The sequence below is a fragment of the Lysinibacillus sp. NPDC097868 genome (assembly GCF_044761135.1).
GTDB lineage: Bacteria > Bacillota > Bacilli > Bacillales_A > Planococcaceae > Lysinibacillus.
Map to the genome: position 1 here is coordinate 296,411 of NZ_JBIWBS010000002.1, position 16,624 is coordinate 313,034.

At 35.1% G+C, this 16,624-nt stretch carries 11 protein-coding genes and 1 riboswitch; of the genes, 7 read left to right on the forward strand and 4 right to left on the reverse strand.

The window, feature by feature from the left end; all coding sequences use genetic code 11:
- Position 1 precedes the first annotated feature (1 nt).
- Positions 2 to 1,360 carry a hypothetical protein gene (locus ACIQXJ_RS16280; protein ID WP_403055078.1) on the forward strand — a complete coding sequence of 453 codons (1,359 nt, stop codon included), beginning with the start codon at positions 2 to 4 and terminating at the stop codon, positions 1,358 to 1,360.
- The gene (locus ACIQXJ_RS16285; RefSeq protein ID WP_403055076.1) at positions 1,357 to 1,641 is read left to right on the forward strand and encodes a YkgJ family cysteine cluster protein; all 285 of its coding nucleotides are present in this window, start codon (positions 1,357 to 1,359) and stop codon (positions 1,639 to 1,641) included. Before ACIQXJ_RS16280 ends, ACIQXJ_RS16285 begins: the two co-directional genes overlap by 4 nt.
- A 326-nt stretch (positions 1,642 to 1,967) precedes the next feature.
- On the opposite strand, the gene ACIQXJ_RS16290 is transcribed toward ACIQXJ_RS16285, so the two are convergent.
- The gene (locus tag ACIQXJ_RS16290) at positions 1,968 to 7,772 is read right to left on the reverse strand and encodes an NPCBM/NEW2 domain-containing protein (RefSeq protein WP_403055074.1); all 5,805 of its coding nucleotides are present in this window, start codon (positions 7,770 to 7,772) and stop codon (positions 1,968 to 1,970) included.
- A 242-nt stretch (positions 7,773 to 8,014) separates the two neighbouring features.
- Positions 8,015 to 8,098, reverse strand: a riboswitch (cyclic di-GMP riboswitch).
- A 612-nt stretch (positions 8,099 to 8,710) separates the two neighbouring features.
- On the opposite strand from ACIQXJ_RS16290, the gene ACIQXJ_RS16295 reads away from it, so the two are divergent.
- Both ACIQXJ_RS16295 and ACIQXJ_RS16300 read left to right on the forward strand, forming a co-directional pair.
- Positions 8,711 to 9,745 carry an ABC transporter permease gene (locus ACIQXJ_RS16295; RefSeq protein WP_403055072.1) on the forward strand — a complete coding sequence of 345 codons (1,035 nt, stop codon included), beginning with the start codon at positions 8,711 to 8,713 and terminating at the stop codon, positions 9,743 to 9,745.
- A gap of 1 nt (position 9,746) precedes the next feature.
- On the forward strand, positions 9,747 to 10,430 hold the full coding sequence (locus ACIQXJ_RS16300; RefSeq protein WP_403055070.1) for an ABC transporter ATP-binding protein: 684 nt from the start codon (positions 9,747 to 9,749) through the stop codon (positions 10,428 to 10,430).
- A gap of 198 nt (positions 10,431 to 10,628) precedes the next feature.
- Here the strand turns inward: ACIQXJ_RS16300 and ACIQXJ_RS16305 are convergent, their stop codons facing one another.
- Positions 10,629 to 11,078 (reverse strand): AraC family transcriptional regulator, encoded by a 450-nt coding sequence (locus ACIQXJ_RS16305; protein WP_403055573.1) that lies wholly within the window; start codon positions 11,076 to 11,078, stop codon positions 10,629 to 10,631.
- 164 nt (positions 11,079 to 11,242) lie between these two features.
- Here ACIQXJ_RS16305 and ACIQXJ_RS16310 point away from each other — a divergent pair, with 164 nt between their 5' ends.
- Positions 11,243 to 11,884 carry a hypothetical protein gene (locus ACIQXJ_RS16310; RefSeq protein WP_403055068.1) on the forward strand — a complete coding sequence of 214 codons (642 nt, stop codon included), beginning with the start codon at positions 11,243 to 11,245 and terminating at the stop codon, positions 11,882 to 11,884.
- Between the two features lie 367 nt (positions 11,885 to 12,251).
- Here ACIQXJ_RS16310 and ACIQXJ_RS16315 read toward each other — a convergent pair whose 3' ends face one another.
- Positions 12,252 to 13,151, reverse strand: coding sequence for a 3-hydroxyacyl-CoA dehydrogenase (locus ACIQXJ_RS16315; protein ID WP_401012755.1), 900 nt, complete (start codon positions 13,149 to 13,151; stop codon positions 12,252 to 12,254).
- A 473-nt stretch (positions 13,152 to 13,624) separates the two neighbouring features.
- Here ACIQXJ_RS16315 and ACIQXJ_RS16320 point away from each other — a divergent pair, with 473 nt between their 5' ends.
- Complete coding sequence (locus ACIQXJ_RS16320; protein WP_403055066.1) at positions 13,625 to 14,683, forward strand: S-layer homology domain-containing protein; 1,059 nt, start codon at positions 13,625 to 13,627, stop codon at positions 14,681 to 14,683.
- Between the two features lie 136 nt (positions 14,684 to 14,819).
- On the opposite strand, the gene ACIQXJ_RS16325 is transcribed toward ACIQXJ_RS16320, so the two are convergent.
- Entirely contained in the window at positions 14,820 to 15,506 is a 687-nt protein-coding gene (locus ACIQXJ_RS16325; protein ID WP_403055571.1) for a ZIP family metal transporter, read from the reverse strand.
- Positions 15,507 to 15,791: 285 nt separating this feature from the next.
- Here ACIQXJ_RS16325 and ACIQXJ_RS16330 point away from each other — a divergent pair, with 285 nt between their 5' ends.
- Complete coding sequence (locus ACIQXJ_RS16330; RefSeq protein WP_403055064.1) at positions 15,792 to 16,496, forward strand: tryptophan-rich sensory protein; 705 nt, start codon at positions 15,792 to 15,794, stop codon at positions 16,494 to 16,496.
- The last annotated feature ends 128 nt before the right edge of the window (positions 16,497 to 16,624 follow it).

A 16,624-nucleotide genomic window follows, 5' to 3' on the forward strand; every position in this document is an offset into this window, starting at 1 on the left:
AATGGTTGTATTACGTCAATCAGATATTGATTTTATTGCAGGACAAGTAGTCAGTGAAACAGTTGAAAGACAAGGAAACGCATTAATAGAGACAGTCGCAGGGAATGAACAACTGGTTAAAGTAGCTAAACAATATATAAATTGTGCGAGTGACAAGACGCAAGGACGCATGTTTGAAATTATTGAATCTACTAAATTTAATGTAAATGCGGCGAAAGCAGGAAGTATGTTACGAGCTGTGACGACTGATCAATTAGGCATGCCACATCATGAAGCGGATATTTTCATTCGTAATAAAAGCGGAGATGTATTACGAGAGGTTCAGGCGAAATCTGGCAATAATCCAGTAGCTTTAGCAAGCTATATTAAAAATAAGAAGTATGAAGGCATGGACCGTTTAGTTAATATGGAACATAAGAATCGTGTTAGTGAATTGATGGAAAGTCGGATTGATAAACAAGGTATTTATGCTGAAGATTATCGTGATGCACAAAAGCATTTGAAAGGTCAATTAGAGTATGACGGAATTAAAAGTGGCGGAACAACTCATGATGAAGCAACACATGCTGCTGAAAATCCAGAAGCTTTTGCCTCTCAAATGAACCGAGCAGAGTTCATTTCAGGAGTTAAAAATGCGATGTTGAGTGGTGCATTAGCAGGGGCTTTCGTAGGTGGCACTATCAATACAGCTCAAGGTCTATTTAAAGGTGAATTTTGTGTTAAAGAAACAGGGAAAGGAGCTGCAAATAGCGCAGCGCGTGGAGCTGTTGTAAGTGGTGTATCTTATGGTTTAAAGTATTTAGGTAAAAATAACGCTGTAATGACAGGAAATGTGGTCACTTCTCTTGCTAGTTCGGCAGTGAATATGACTGAACTAACTTATAAATTTCTAACAAAAAAAATTACGACTGAAGCGTATGTTGAAGGTCTTGGTAGTAATGCTGTAAGTTGTTTTTCAGGTATTATTATGACTGCAGCAGGAGCCGCTTTATTTGGACCAATCGGAGCTGCTATAGCAGGTACAGTGGCATTAATTGGCATAAAACAACTATATAAAGTATTTATCAATGCTCGTGAGGATTTGAAATTATCCAAAGAAGCACGTATACAAGCCGAGGCTTTATCCGAAATTATTATTCAACAAGTTAAAGAAGAAGAAGCTTTACTAATATCCTATTATAAAGAATATGAAGAAACCTTTGTTAAATTGAAGCAACTAGTAGATTTAGCAATTATAGATGATCGTTTAACAGAAAAAGCTATTATTTCTTTAGTGGATGGTTTAAATATAAAATTTAAATATGAAAGACTAGATGATTTTGAAGCATTTATGTTAAGCGATGAGGTGTTAGAATTATGAGCGTCTTTCCGTGCACATCTTGTGGAGCTTGTTGTTTATCTATCGAAGGAATAGAATTTTTAAAAGATTTTAATGTAAATGGTAAATGTAATCTGTTAGAAAATAATGGGTGCTCAATTTATGAAACTAGACCGTTGCTGTGTAGAATAGATGAATCCTACAATCAAATATTTATAAATTATATGACTAAAGAAGAGTATTATTTTCAAAATGCAAAAGCATGTAATCAGTTGCAAGAAAAATTAAATATTGATAAAAAGTATAGGGTACATCTTAACTAAATATAAGAGCAAACAATATAAAAAACATCAATCTATTATTGATTGGTGTTTTTTTACATATACTATATATTTTTGAAAATATTAATAATGGACATATAAATAGATTAAATGCTTCTGTCTATCACTACTTAGAATCACCTAAAGTTCTAACATACAAGTTACAGGATTTACTTGGCAGCGTCCTCTAATCAGTTGGGTATCGTAAAGTTTTTAATTAAACCAGTTCCCACACCAAGTAGGAAATTACTTCTACAATCAAAAACACCCACGGAAAATCCGTAGGTGTTGTATTTAAAAGGGGAGGAGTTTTTATGACAGCCACATGACTAGTTCTTCACAAAATAAGTTAATTGTATAAGTGTGTCTTCGTTTAGCTTATACGCAATGACTAACATGTACATGCCTTGTTCTTCTTGAGAAAGATCGATTGTAAAGTGGTCTGCGTTCGGTGCAAGTTGGTCCACATCTACTGAAATCTCTTTCATTGTTTTCGTATTTCTTAGCGCTATTTGGTAAGGGTTAAGATAGTTACCATCTAATCCTTTTACTAGATTTTCCACTGTTAGTTCAGGACCTGTTAAGCTAGATACTTCAACGATTTGTGGGTGCGCAGTGATGTTTTCTAATTTATTTAGATTTTTCAATGGCGAGAAATCAGTAATACTATTAGCCGAAATATCAAGTGATGTTAAATTTTTAGCATATTGTAAGCCTTCTAGACTTGTAATATGTGCATTTGGTGCATGGAGACTTGTCAGTGTAATCATATCACTTAAAGTGATTTCTCCTGACAGTCCTAGTGTTTGCTGGATAGCTACTTTAAGCTGGTTGTCTGCAATTGGTATAATTTGATCGAAATCAATTGCTACTAAAGCAGCTTTTGCTTGTAATAGCTCCTCTAAAGCTTGATCGATTTGGGCTTGCGAAGCTTGTGTATTAGCAAGAAGTTCTTCTGCTTTTGCCATGCTCGCTTGTAAAGCTTGGATTGTGTCAGCTGTGTAGTTTTCTACATTAACTGTTTTAGCATCTTCAAGTGCTAGTGTTAAATCTTCCGTGAATACGCGATCCGCATTTGCAAAATGTAATTTCGTATCTCCCCATGACGCATGGTCAGAGCCGTTTCCGTTGCCACCGTCTGTTACGACAAGTTTAAGCTCTTTTGCGCCAGTAATGCTCACTTCAATGTACTTTTGAGGATCACGAGATTGCATTAAGCCACTATCGAATTGCTTTTCTCCATCAACAAACACTTGGAATGTTACTGAGCCTATCGTACCGTACATTTGACGGTCTACACCAACGAATGCAGTGAAGAAATCTGCGTTTTTATCTGTTAAATCATAAATGATTGTTGAGTTTGAATGTGCACCAATGCCTCGTTCGTATGTTATCTCACGACCATCGTCTCCTGTTAAGCGTATTGCCTTGTGACTAATGGAGATATCTTTTACTGGTGCTGTATAGCTGTTTTGTGTAGATTGCCATTCAAAATCAGTTAGATAATGGTAATCTTCCATATTCACCACTGAAATAGTACGTTTTTTTGTTACTTCATTGCCATCACTATCGATTACTGTGTACGTAATTTCGTAGTGACCAGCTCGATTAAAGTTCACTTGCTCTAAGCCAGTTACTTTTACTTGGGATGTTAAATCACCATCTTCAGCATCCGTTGCTAAATAGCTTTCGTCGGTGTTAATAGGCGTTCCTACTTTTGTTGCAACTGATTTAGGAATTGTTAGTTCTGGCATACCGTTCGATAAATAGAACTTAGCATCAGCAAAGTTCGCATGATCTGATGCATTACCATTGCCTGAATCATTTGCAATAAGTTTTAACTCTTGCACACCTTGAAGCGGTACTCTCACTAGTTTTGCTTCTGTTTGATATTTCATGACACCACTGTTATATACTTCTTGACCGTCAGCTAACACTTTAAATGTCACGCTAGAATTTCCATTTTCAGCGATATTGCGATCAATACCAACGAGTGTTTCAAAGTAATCGTAGTTTTTATCTGTTAAATCATAGACGATTTCAGAGTTTGCGTGTGTGCCTATCCCTTTGGCAAATTCCTTAACTTCTCCATTTTTTAGTACTTTTATTGAACCACCTGAAGACGATTTGTCTTTGTTGACAGTACTATACGCTGTTTGAGCAGATTTCCAGCCGATGTCTGACGCGAATTTCTCATCGCTATAGACATAAACATTCCTTGTTGCTGTTGCAACATTGTTATCACTATCAGTTACTGTATATTCGATTTGGTAAGTACCTGTTTTATTTGTATTGAAGCCATTTGTAGTTACTTTGATTTGTTTACTTAAATCGCCGTCTTCAATATCAGATGCTGTTACATCTTTTAGAAGATCAAATTCGCTATTTAACTTCACTAATGTCAAGTCTTCAGAAAGTGTTAAAGTAGGTAGACTTGAGTCTTTGCCAAATTTCGCATCAGCCCAAATAGTATGGTCAGAGGAATTACCGCTATCATTGGCATCCGTTGTAATTAACTTCACTTCTTTTGCACCTGTAACAGGAACTTTTACATAGCCATGATCTGTATTGGCTCTAAATACATCACTTGCAAATTTCTGTTCACCATCGACCCATACTTCAAAAGTAGCAGAAGATTTTTGGCCTTTTGCTGCTTGATCGATGCCGATATAACTTTCGAAGAAATCAAAGCCTTTTCCTTCAATGTCATACACGACTTCAGAGTTTGCGTGTGCACCAAGTCCTTTTGCATACGTTGCATCAACACCTTGGCGTAGTAATGTAATTGTGCCACCAGCAATTGATTTATCTTTTTGTAATGAGCCCCAACCTACTTTTGCAGATTTAGCTGTCATATCAGAAATATACTGCATGTCACTTGTTACGTTAACGTTCATTGTTTTTGTTTCTTTAATGCCTTCATCGTTTACTTCATAAACAACTTCATAGCTTCCTTTTTTCGTAACATCTACAGTATTTGATTTAATGCTAATTGTTTTCGTAATATCTTGGCCGCTATAAGAAATTGCTTTGACATAATCCATTGGATTAAATGCTTGATGTAGTTTGATTGTTACATGTTCTTCTACTGATAACGTAGGTGTGAATGCTTTTATTTCGACTGGTTTCAGCGTAGTTAATTTTTTGTCATAACCAACAACTTTGTACGTATAATTTTTAGTTGTATCTATATTTTTATCGATAAATTGTGCAGTACTAGTAAAGCCGATTAATTCATCATCTCTATAAATTTCATAGCCTAAGAAATCATCTTGGTACGCTTTATCGATTGATAAATATAATGTGTTTGTTTTGGCAGCTTGGTTTGAGGCGAATGTTACGTTTACTTCTTTACCTTTTAAACCATTACCTTTATAGTCGACTGCACTATTATTTAAATACCATATTTTTTTATCTGGTTTTGGATATTTACTTGTTTTTGCTTTCGTTTCGTCAGTTACAACAAAACCATGGCGAGCAAAATGCTCACTTAAATCTAATCTAAGTGCTTCAGAAGAGAATTCGACTAAATATTGTTGTTTAGATCGATCACCATCTGTTAGTGTCACATTACGTTCGCGATATAAAGAGTTTAATTTACCCCAATATCCTGGACTATACATTTCAAGTTGCCAATATACAGCTAGTTTTTCAAACAGACCTTGGTCGTTATAATCTTTCGTGTTTTCTTTTAGGACGTTTTTATAGACATTCGCTTCATAAGGAATACGTCCATCAATTTTGCCGTAAAATGCTGACATATGCTGCGGAAGCATATTGTTTGTAACTTCACCGTAAGTTCTTACGCCAATATCCATGCGGTGACCGATTTCGTGGATTACGCCCCATGAACCGCCCTTTTCTTCGATAGGAACTAGAATATCAGACACAACATCATCTAATGTGCCGATATGATCGCCAGCTGCATACATGTATGCATAGGGCTGTGCAAGTCGTACATTTTCTCGAATTAATTTCGGGTCATTTTTTTCATTATGGCCATCTAAACCGTTATATTTAAATAATTCGTCCATTAAACGATTGTACGATTCAATAGTTTGTAATGGGCTATAGCCATTTTCAATATACGTTTTATAAGCACCTGTTGCAGTACCTGTCCAGAATAAATGGTCACTTACAACTTCAACGATATCAAGTACTTCGCGATCTTCGACTTTTGGATGTTTCGCCATGTCTTCATCGATTTTGTTCTTATAGTCGATTAAAAATTGTTTGAACTCCTCCACATTGGTAGATTTCGTAGCAAAAGGAATTCTATCAACACCTTCAAAACGTAATGTAGGTGCTTTTCCTTGCTCTTGTGCTGTATATGGATTATCAATATAGATTGTGCCGCCTGGTGTTACAGCCTTGTTATAAGCTGAAGTTTTAGAAATTGCAGGAACGGTAATGACGTTTTTACCAACTTTTAAGCTGACGTCTCTTCTCCAACTGTTCCAAGCACCTTCTTGTTGCGTGAATGATAAGTGTGGTAGAGGACCATTTGCTGCTGCGTCGACGTAAACGATGATTTCATCACCAGGTTGTGCAGCAAGACCAGTTGGTTGTAAATTATTGCCGAACCCGAATTTTAAATTCTCATTGGCATGCTTTACCATGTTCCCGTGTTGTTCAGCTACGATGATTCTTCCTTCTGTAACGACTTCACCTTTAATGATTTTTTTTGCTAACTCAATGTTTTCTTTATAAGTATCGTACAGTGGATGTGTTTTTGCTTCTTCTTCTAATGCGTTAATTTGTTCAAGGCTATTAAATTCTGGTGAAACTGTATCCATCGTTCCATCAGTAAATAACTTTGCCATTTTATCGTTGATTGTATCTTCTTTATAAAATGCTAATTCTGATAAAGTTGCCCAATTTCGATCAGACTTTTTAAAATTAAATTTTACTCGTTTAAATGTAGTTGGTTCAAACTTCGCTTCGACTAATCCAGCAACTATATTGTGTTTACCTGTTGCAACAAGCTCATACGTATCGCCTTTCGATGTTTGTGAAGCATAAATTTCAAATTCCTCAGCAAAGCCTTTAAGGTCAGAGGGTCTTGCCCCGTAAATAATACGATTTAATGTGACAGGCTCGATAAATTCGACTTCTACTTCATTTGAGAATGTAGCTGTGTTGCTACTATTTGTTTCCCAATATGTATTGACATTACCATCGATGGCATTTTCGATAACTGCGCTTGCCCAGTGCCCGCCGTTATTGCGAATACTTTTAATATTTTTGTAGTCCATTCTAAATAACTTAGAATATGCTTCATTTGCGTAATGGCTGAATGATGAAGTTACTGCTGTTGTAGCTTCGATTGCTTCGTTGCTTAGGAGCACTTTTGCATTGTCGATATCTTCTTTAAATTGAGCATAGAAGGGGTGTCCTTGTGCTTCAGCATCTAATTGATTGAGTGCATCCATCGAGTGGAACTTGTCATTAACAGCGCTCATTGTGTCATCAGTAAATAGGGTTGCCATTTTGTCAGAGAGTGCATCTTCTTTATAAAACTGAAACTCTGATGCACTTGCCCAATCTTGATTTGCTTTAGTGAAAACAAATTTTACACGTTTAAATTCTGTTGGGTCAAACTGGATTTCGACGATATCACCAGTAGAACCTTTATATTCACCTGATGAAACGAGTGTAAAATCATTGCCCGAATCGGATGTTGAGCTATAAATTTCAAACTGCTGTGCAAAACCTTTACCTTTTGTAGTTGATTGACGTGCAGCGTAAACAATTCTATTTAACGTAGCTACGTCATTGAACTGTATAACGACTTCATTTGTGAACGACGCACTATTTGGTGTCCCTGTTTCCCAATGGGTATTCATATCGCCATCAATTGCTTTATCAATAGTAGAACTTGCATATTTTCCACCGTTGTTAGTAATCGATTTAATGTTAGTGTTAGCCATCTTAAATACGTCATCGTATTCCTTTAAAATATCTGTTCCATACAAATCAAACTTTTTCACCGAAGCTATCGTATGTTTAGTACTCGCTACAGCTGAAGTTTTGACAATGTTTCCATTCGGATTTTCACTTGCCAAAACATTCAATGGACCGCCGACTAAATTTAAAGCTAGAGCAGATACTGTTACAATCTTTACAACTTTCATATATATTTCCTCCTTATGAAGTTTTGAATTTCTTCCAACGGAGTACATAAAAAAACTACTCATAAAGAGTAGTTTTATTTCAAATAAGGATACAATAAAAAACATACAAATATACCCATTTGTTTATGGACACTGAAAAACTAAAAGATAAAAATTTATCTTTTAGAAGCTATATTAAAAAAACATTTTTTCAGCAATTTGTTTTTTTTATGACCTTACTAAACAAAAAGTAGTATGTACTCTTCGGCAACTGGCTGACATAGTTATAAACCTTAGTCCCTATAGCTTTGCGTCCCTAAATTTCTTTAGGTTTGCCTATTCAATTTTTCTACTATAAAGAATAGCATAGCGAAAATAATTACCAAAGAACAATTTGTCCTATATTTTACCACCCTCCAATAGGGTAATATGGTGAAGGTTTATCATTAAATAGTATAATAAAGTAGTTTATTGATAGGCAATATGTTATGTGTAAATTACTTTAGTAAGAGGAAGGTAGTTTAGTTGTAAACTACTTTTGACATGGTAGGGATTATTAAAAATATTTACAACAGGTGGAAATGGTTAAGCAGCATCTTGACGATTTTAAAACTTTTGCGAAACAACTATTAGCTTTAATTTAAATTGCTATAGCTATTGATGAATGTCCATAAAAGCTGTTAACCTATTGTGCTCGAATTTCAATACTATGGTTTAAACCTTCTACTCCCGTTTATGAGTAGAAGGTTTTTTCGTTGAAAGCAGGTAGGGTGAAATGCCAAATAAAATAGTGCTGGCAATCGTTCGCACGCCTGCAAAACTTTTATAAAAATAATTAATAACTTCAGCATGGATTCAAATGTAATGCTTTGTTCATCTTCCGTTCATTTTCAGTTCATGCTCTGTTCATTTAGGCTCTATATTCTAAGAATGTGAAAAGAAATAGGAGGGGTTTTAAGATGAACCTAGCTATAAAAGAAATGAAGAAAAATAAAGTACGATTTTTGATTTTAGGGTCCATTGTTTTTCTGGTGAGTTTATTAACCTTTATTATTTCAGGTTTAGCAAACGGACTATCGCAAGACAATGCAGCGCTAATAAAAGATTTACCGGCAGGACAGTTTTATATGAATGAGGATGCAGATGAAACGTACAATCTGTCAAAAATAGATAGCAGTACCCAAAATGAAATGTTAAACAAACAAAAGGATGCTGTAGCCTTCTCAATTCAAATGGGCTTTATAAATGATGAGGCAGGCAAGCAGCAAAGCGTAGCCTTTGTAACTGCTACCGATTCATCACTATTTGAAAATGTGAAACATGAGGAAATTATTTTAGATAGCTCATTAAAGGATAAAGGTATACAGGTAGGAGATACAGTAACAAATAATCAATTTAGTGGCAAGTTTATTGTAAAGGGCTTTGTTGAGCAAAAGAAATATAGTCATGCTCCTGTAGCTTATATTAGCATGGAGGATTACAAAGAAATTTATCGTGTCGAAGAAATGCAATTAGTTTTCGCTCCAGATGGGGATGCTGCTCAAGCCTATACGGGATTACAAGCATTTTCAAAAAATGATTTTTTAAATACAATTCCTAGTTATAGCGCAGAACAAATGTCTCTTAATATGATTGTTTGGTTTTTAGTTGTGATTAGTGGCATGCTGTTTGCAATCTTTTTCTACATGATGAATGTTCAAAAGATTGGTTTGTACGGTATTTTAAAAGCAATCGGTTTAAAAACGAGTAAGCTATTTAAAATGATTTGGACGCAAATGGTCGTTATTACTATTATTTCACTTGCGCTATCTATTGCGCTAAGTCAAATTTTCAATCAATTTGCACCACAAGGAATGCCATTTAGTTTAAGTTTGGCAACGACAACACAATTGTCGATTGTATTCATCATTATTGGATTTATTGGTGCAACGATTTCAGGTATCCAAATTAAAAAAATTCAACCATTACAAGCGATACAACAAGGAGAGGTTTAATATGACGCTATTTACAATGGAGAATGTTAGAAAAACTTTTACGAATGGTGAAGTGCAAGAAGAAATATTAAAAGGTATTAATCTGACGCTTAAAGAAGGAGAGGTAACGGCGTTAGTAGGTGCTTCTGGCTCTGGTAAAAGTACACTTCTAACGATTGCTGCAGGGTTGCAACCTACATCTGATGGCCAAATTATTTTTGAAGGGAAAAACCTGACAGCTTTGACTAAAGAGCAAGTGCGACAAGTACGTGCAAGTAAATTCGGCTTTGTTTTTCAATTTGCACACTTAGTTCCTTTTTTAACAGTAGAAGAACAGCTTATACTTATGCTCGAAGTGTCTGAATCAGCAATGAAGAAACACGAGCAGCAAAGAGAGGTTGAGCGACTTCTAAAATTAGTCGGGATGGATCATAGGAAAAATGCATATCCTTCGTCATTATCAGGTGGAGAGAAGCAACGAGTTGCCATTGCGCGAGCAATTATTCATAAACCGAAAGTTCTTTTTGCAGATGAACCTACAGCAAGTTTAGATTCCAAAAGATCTAAGGACGTTATGGAGTTAATTAGAGATCTGACAAAAACATTAAACATTACAACTTTAATGGTTACACATGACGAAGAAATGCTGTCATATACAAATCAGGTTATTAAAATGAATGATGGTAAAATTGTACAAAACGTGTGATTCAATCATAGTCTGAAAAGTGTTAGATTGGCTGTTGTCAATCTAACACTTTTTTGCTGTATGCGTTGCTTTTTGAACAGGCATCCCCCACTACCATACGGTTTGTTACGTTTTACGCTACATGCTTTTCCGCAGTAGTCATCGCCTTCACTACCAACTCTTGTTATGTTAAATGGAAGATGGAAATACCAAGTTTCGTTACTGAATAGGAACTAATATTTCACATAGATGATTTTCAATCATTTGCCAGGTATATCTTTCAATGATTGGTTGTTGTCTAATGGATAGATTATGTTTTGCGATTTCAGAAAAAATATTTCCCCAAAATTCGCTGACTGCCTCTTTCGTATGGTCTAGCAGGAAAACTGCATATTTCCCTCCCATGAATGTACCAACCTGAGCAGGCTTTGCCACATGATAATCGTCTTGAATAATGACGCAAACATCATAACGACATTCTTCTTTAGGTGTAACTTTAGGATTATCTTGTGGTATAGCTAAAATTGGTGAATCATCAAATACCCCATTTACCTGTGCCCATTGCTTAAAGGATTCCATTAGCTCTTTGTTTTGCTTTTCACCATATTCACCGACGTTTCTAAAAAAGGCAATTCTTGATTCTGCTAATTCTTCAATAGTTATTTTCATCATCTCATCCCCCTTCCTAAGTAAAGGTAATATGATTAAAAATGTTTCTCAAGTGCTTATTAAAAGAATTTTTTTTGGATCTTACTAGTGGTAATAAAAGAGACTTTCGGTTAGGGCATTTTTTATGTCTTCGATGACATACCTTCTTAAGTAGGAGGGATAACATGTTCAAAAGGAAATGGATTCTTGTAGGAACACTTACTTTGGCAATAGTTATATCTAGCCTAGTCGCTAGACTTTTTGAGGATGATAGTTCTGAAAATAAAGATGCGCAGCAATCTTTCGTTACTAAAGAAGAGTCAAGTATTGCTAAATTGAAAGAAAAACTGCATGAAATATATGTTGGAGTTGATGTGAAAACGACGACAAAGAAAGAATTAGTGTTACAAGTTGTGGCGGATGAAGATTATTTTAATTTTGTAAAAAAAGATATGGAGCCGATTGCCAAAAGTGTTATGGAAACTTCCCCATTTAAGGACTATACAGTTATTTTTGAAAGGTGGGAATTTACAAAGGAAAATGATGAAAAAAAACTAATAGATAAAGAATTATCCTATTTTTTAAAAGCTATTGTAGAAGGTCTTAAAGAATTTGATGTATTTAAAAATGTAACGACGGATCATGACACATTTATCACTGTACAAACTTCTATCATTGGTTCGGAGAAAAATGCACAAAAGGTAGCATTAGAAATGGAAGAAATCATATATGGAATTTTACGTTCACAAGAGAGAAATGAAGTAACTCCGATAAATGAATTTCAGGTTAAAGTAGTAAATTCGCAAGGAGAGGTATTAAATGAGTAAAAGATAGAATTGTTTGGGTGCCTGACACTTAGCTCCTGAAATCGTAAAAATCCACTACGCTTTCCGCGGGCACGACGTAAGCCGCAACCCTCGCTATCGCGCGGTTTGTTGCGTCTTACGTTACGTGCATTCCCGCAGGAGTCTCCGTAGATTTTTACTAAGCTAATCCTTCTGGCAGTGTTATTTAGATAAAAAATTGTTTGAGTGCCTGGCACTTAGTTTCACACTTAGCTCCTGCATAATACTAGCTCGTAAAATCGTAAAAATCCACTGCGCTTTCTGGGGACGCAGTGGATTTTTATTATGCTAGTCATCAAATGCATGACCAGCGTAGTGAATTGTAGTGAATTGTTTGAGTGGCAGGCACTTATCCTTTAAGGAAATCAGGTTTTGAGAAGCTTGGGTTTGGATATTTGTAGAAGCCTTCTCCTGTTGCTCGTCCTAATTTGCCTTTGTCGATATACTCTGTTTTTAACAAGTTAGATAGCTTTTTCATGTTTTCATCACCAGTTGCAGCAGCTTTTGCCTCTACAATGTTATGAGCGGTATTGATACCTACAACGTCTAAAATAGCGAATGGTCCAAGAGGAGCACCTGTCCCAATCATCCAAGTTTTGTCGATTGTTTCAGGATCAGATACTTCTTTTACTAATAGCATTTCAGCTGCATCTAACAATGGTACTAGTAGAGAGTTTAAAATATAGCCTGGTTGTTCTTTATATAATGTAAGTGGCACCATTCCGATAGCACGAGCAAATTCAACAACTTCATCAAACACTTTCATATCTGTACCTGGATGTTTCATAATTTCAGCTGTATTGTTTACCCAAATTGTATTAGCAAAATGTAATGCTAAAAATTTCTCAGGGCGACCAGTGGCTTCAGCAAATTGGCTTGGTAATAAAGTAGATGAGTTTGTTGCGAAAATTGTTTTTGCTGGGGCAACTTTACCTAGGTTTGTGTAAAATTCTGTTTTGATTTTTACAACCTCAGGAATAGCTTCGATAACAAGATCTGCATTTGCTACAGCCTCTGCTAAGTCGCTTTTAAATGAAAGACGCGCATAAGCAGCATCTACTTCTTCCTGTGTCGCACCCAAATCATGTTGGTATAATGGTTTTAACTTTGTAATGCGATCCTGCGCATTTTTTAAAGCATCGTCATTAATATCGTACACAGTAACGTTAAATCCTTTAAAAGCAGACTGATAAGCAATCTGACTACCTAATACGCCACTTCCTGCTACAGTAATGTTTTGATAATTCATCTGAATTCCTCCTCTGATATTGTTACGTTAGTATAATAGTTTCGTTGTAGTATATCTTTCTTATTACAATTCCATACTACTTCTTTCGTTGAACGAAAATCAAATTATAAACTCAATTATTATAATGATATAAAAATATGTCCGATTTCTATTGAAATACTTACGCTTCAAATATGTGCTTGTTGAGGATGAAAATAACCGTTAGTCCTAATAATTATTAACAGGAGACTTTAGGGAAATATACCTTTTGGTGCAAATGTATCATTATTAATCATTTGGATTTAGTAGGTATTTTTGTATTTTTTAACTATTCTCTTCAAGTATTTAGTCTTAGAAGTATAAAGATTTAGTCGGAGTAAATTAATTTACAAAAATAGGTCTATTTTATAATTTTCTATAATTTACATATAATTATAGATTTGTTAATAGGTGTTTTAGTACACTGAGATTATGAATTGAAAGGGGTAAGAGGAATGAAGAAAACAATTTTAGCTGGAGCCTTAAGTATTGCATGTTTTACAGGAGGTTTTGGCATACAAGCATATGCACAAGAAAAAGTGGATGTTGCCAACATTATCCACAATAAACAAGTCGTTGCATCGACAAATCAAGTGCAATCGATGTCCTATCAAGATGTTTACAAAATGTTTTTACTTTCTAAGCTAGGTTTTGAAAATGATGATTTAACTTTAGTTACAACTAAAAATAGCATTACTATAAAAATGTCTCTTAAAGCAATAATGGCATCCTACTCAGATGGGACAAACTTATTCCCAGAAGGTGAGAAGGCATTACAAGAAAACTTTGAAGAGTTTAAAAAGATGTTTGGTGATGCAATTCAAATGCGCATTACACAATCTGGCAATGGCTTCACGGCTGAAGTTTATACAGCAGGGAAATGGGAAGCAGCAAGTACTGCAGATATGAATGATTTAATTACAGTATTTAACCGTGCTGACCTTGATTTAAAACCAGGTGGGTATTTTACCGATGCGATTGGCCATTGGGCTGAAAGCTATATCCAATTGCTTTATCAGGCTGGCATTGTAACTGGTACTACTGATACAACATTCAATCCGAATGGGCAAGTAACACGTGGTCAATTAGCTGCGATGATTTTCCGTGCTTCAGGATTAGATGTAAATGAAGATTATGAAGGACCTGCTTCTTACAAAGATATGCAAGGTTTCTGGGGAGCTAAGGAAGTAGCGATTTTACAAGAGTACGGGTTACTCGAAATTTTCGATGGTAATTATTTTGAGCCAAACAAACCAGCTACACGTGAAGAGATGGCTCATATTACGGCGAGTTACTTAGAAGCAATGGAATTCGATATCGCAAAGGCTAACAAAAATAATACCTTTACGGATAAGGACCAAATGCGTAAGGAAGCTGTAGAATCTATTGGTTTATTACAGCAATTAGGAATTATTGAAGGTACAAGTGGCAAGTTTAATCCAAAAGGCAATCTGACGCGTGCGCAGTTTTCTAAAATTTTATCACTTACGCTGATGACAGTGAGTGAAGAGTAATACATCCTGTAGACTAAGCTAAATTTTAAAATGCAAAAATCCACTTCGCAGTGCTTTGTTAGGCGAAGTGGATTTTTACATTTTTTCTAAGTGCCAGTCACCCAAACGATTCTAAAAATTCAAACAACATATGTGCTTAGCCTACAAATGCATGAAACATATAGCTTAAAAAATAGCCCAATAAAATATATGTCATAAAGGATTTGAAGGATACTGTTCGTACATGGTGCAATATAAATTCTGAAATACTAGCTGTGCCGATTAATCCTATTGATAGGCCCATTAACATTCCTTGTGCTTTAATTGTTAAATTGCAATATTGACCTATAAAAATGAAAAATACAAAGAACATCGAAAATCCGATGAAATAAATGAATAGTTTCCATAACCTTCCGCTTTGGGAAAGAGATGCTGTTGTAAGTGCAAACCCCTCCGGAAGATGATGAAGAATGATTGATGCTGTCATTGTAATACTAAGGGCGGAATTACCAAGTAAGTTTCCGATGGTAAGACTAATAGGAATTGTATGGATGACCATTGCAATTGCAAGCAAAGAAACGGAGGGGTTTTGATGATTTGTAGGGTGAAATAAACTACTAAGTAATTGAAATATTAAATAGCCAATAAGTATGCCTAATAGTATGCTAAAAGACTTGTACATTTGAAAAGATGATGGAATGATGTCAAGTACGAGCAATCCTACTAAAAAACCACCACATAATAATGATAAACCTTGGGTTGTATGTTGAAACAGTTTAGAGAAAACCCAAGCGATTGTTCCACCTATGCTAACGCTAAAAAAAAGAAATCCACCAAGTATCATTGCACTCAACTGCGAAATTCCTCCGCCCTATAATAATCTGAAGTCCGTTTTACAAAATATATGCAACGTAAAGGGTTATATGATGGAGCACAGTTATATTAAATGACCATGTTTGCGTATAAACAATAAAAACTATACACACAAATTGAAACAGCACGTACAAAAGAAATGAAGTAGAATACTAAGCTTTCCTAAAAAGATTTCATTTTTTTAAAATAGGGTAGTTATATTTATTAATTGATAAGTTATATAGTAGCTTAATTATGATTATAAGGGGGGATTGCTATGAAATGGGCTGCACTTTTGAGCTTTTTATTAATGATTATTGTTAATGTAATAGCAAGTACAATAGGTATTAATGGCAAAACAACAGGAGAAGTATCTAACCAACTACAGGTGCTGTTTATGCCAGCTGGCTATGTTTTTTCTATATGGCTTGTTATTTATATAGTATTAGGAATATGGCTTGTTATTCATTTATTCCGTAAGAAAGCTGATCAAGAGACTGCCATAATAAGTCTTGTTACGTCAACTTGTCTGTATAATATTGCTTGGCTTTTATGTTGGCATTATGAATACTTTTCGTTATCGATCGTCATGATAATTGGACTTCTAGTCAGTTTAATTTTTATTTATAGAAGTTATCCGAAAGGGGATACCCGTTTTGCAGGGAGATTACCTTTTTTGATTTACTTGGGCTGGATTAGTGTTGCCTTAATGGCGAATATTAGTTATGTTCTGACGTACTATCAGTGGGATGGCTTTGATATATCTGATGTATGGTGGGCAAATTTGTTGCTCTTTGTTGCCACATGTCTTGCTATTTATATTCGCTATGTTGAAGTAGATTTTTTGTTTCCAATAGTTATTATTTGGGCATTTATCGGCATTGCTGTGAAAAATGGGGTAGATGCTGGAAGCTTATTTTATATGCCTTTACTGTATAGTGCAGTGCTTGTTATATGGATTTTTATCGGAAAGAGAAGATAATGAAGTGTCACTATATACGTAAAGTATCATTTGGAAAAAAGAGGGTACATTCAATTGACTGAATATTACTTTAATTCTATACTTTTGAATAGGAATACTAGATTCATTGATTTAGTCAACTACTAATG

What these genes read in the sequence shown, in the direction of transcription:
- ACIQXJ_RS16280 (WP_403055078.1), top strand. Translation starts at nt 2, where the DNA reads ATGGTTGTATTACGTCAATCAGATATTGATTTTATTGCAGGACAAGTA.
- ACIQXJ_RS16285 (WP_403055076.1), top strand. Translation starts at nt 1,357, where the DNA reads ATGAGCGTCTTTCCGTGCACATCTTGTGGAGCTTGTTGTTTATCTATC.
- ACIQXJ_RS16290 (WP_403055074.1), bottom strand. Translation starts at nt 7,772, where the DNA reads ATGAAAGTTGTAAAGATTGTAACAGTATCTGCTCTAGCTTTAAATTTA.
- ACIQXJ_RS16295 (WP_403055072.1), top strand. Translation starts at nt 8,711, where the DNA reads ATGAACCTAGCTATAAAAGAAATGAAGAAAAATAAAGTACGATTTTTG.
- ACIQXJ_RS16300 (WP_403055070.1), top strand. Translation starts at nt 9,747, where the DNA reads ATGACGCTATTTACAATGGAGAATGTTAGAAAAACTTTTACGAATGGT.
- ACIQXJ_RS16305 (WP_403055573.1), bottom strand. Translation starts at nt 11,078, where the DNA reads ATGAAAATAACTATTGAAGAATTAGCAGAATCAAGAATTGCCTTTTTT.
- ACIQXJ_RS16310 (WP_403055068.1), top strand. Translation starts at nt 11,243, where the DNA reads ATGTTCAAAAGGAAATGGATTCTTGTAGGAACACTTACTTTGGCAATA.
- ACIQXJ_RS16315 (WP_401012755.1), bottom strand. Translation starts at nt 13,151, where the DNA reads ATGAATTATCAAAACATTACTGTAGCAGGAAGTGGCGTATTAGGTAGT.
- ACIQXJ_RS16320 (WP_403055066.1), top strand. Translation starts at nt 13,625, where the DNA reads ATGAAGAAAACAATTTTAGCTGGAGCCTTAAGTATTGCATGTTTTACA.
- ACIQXJ_RS16325 (WP_403055571.1), bottom strand. Translation starts at nt 15,506, where the DNA reads ATGATACTTGGTGGATTTCTTTTTTTTAGCGTTAGCATAGGTGGAACA.
- ACIQXJ_RS16330 (WP_403055064.1), top strand. Translation starts at nt 15,792, where the DNA reads ATGAAATGGGCTGCACTTTTGAGCTTTTTATTAATGATTATTGTTAAT.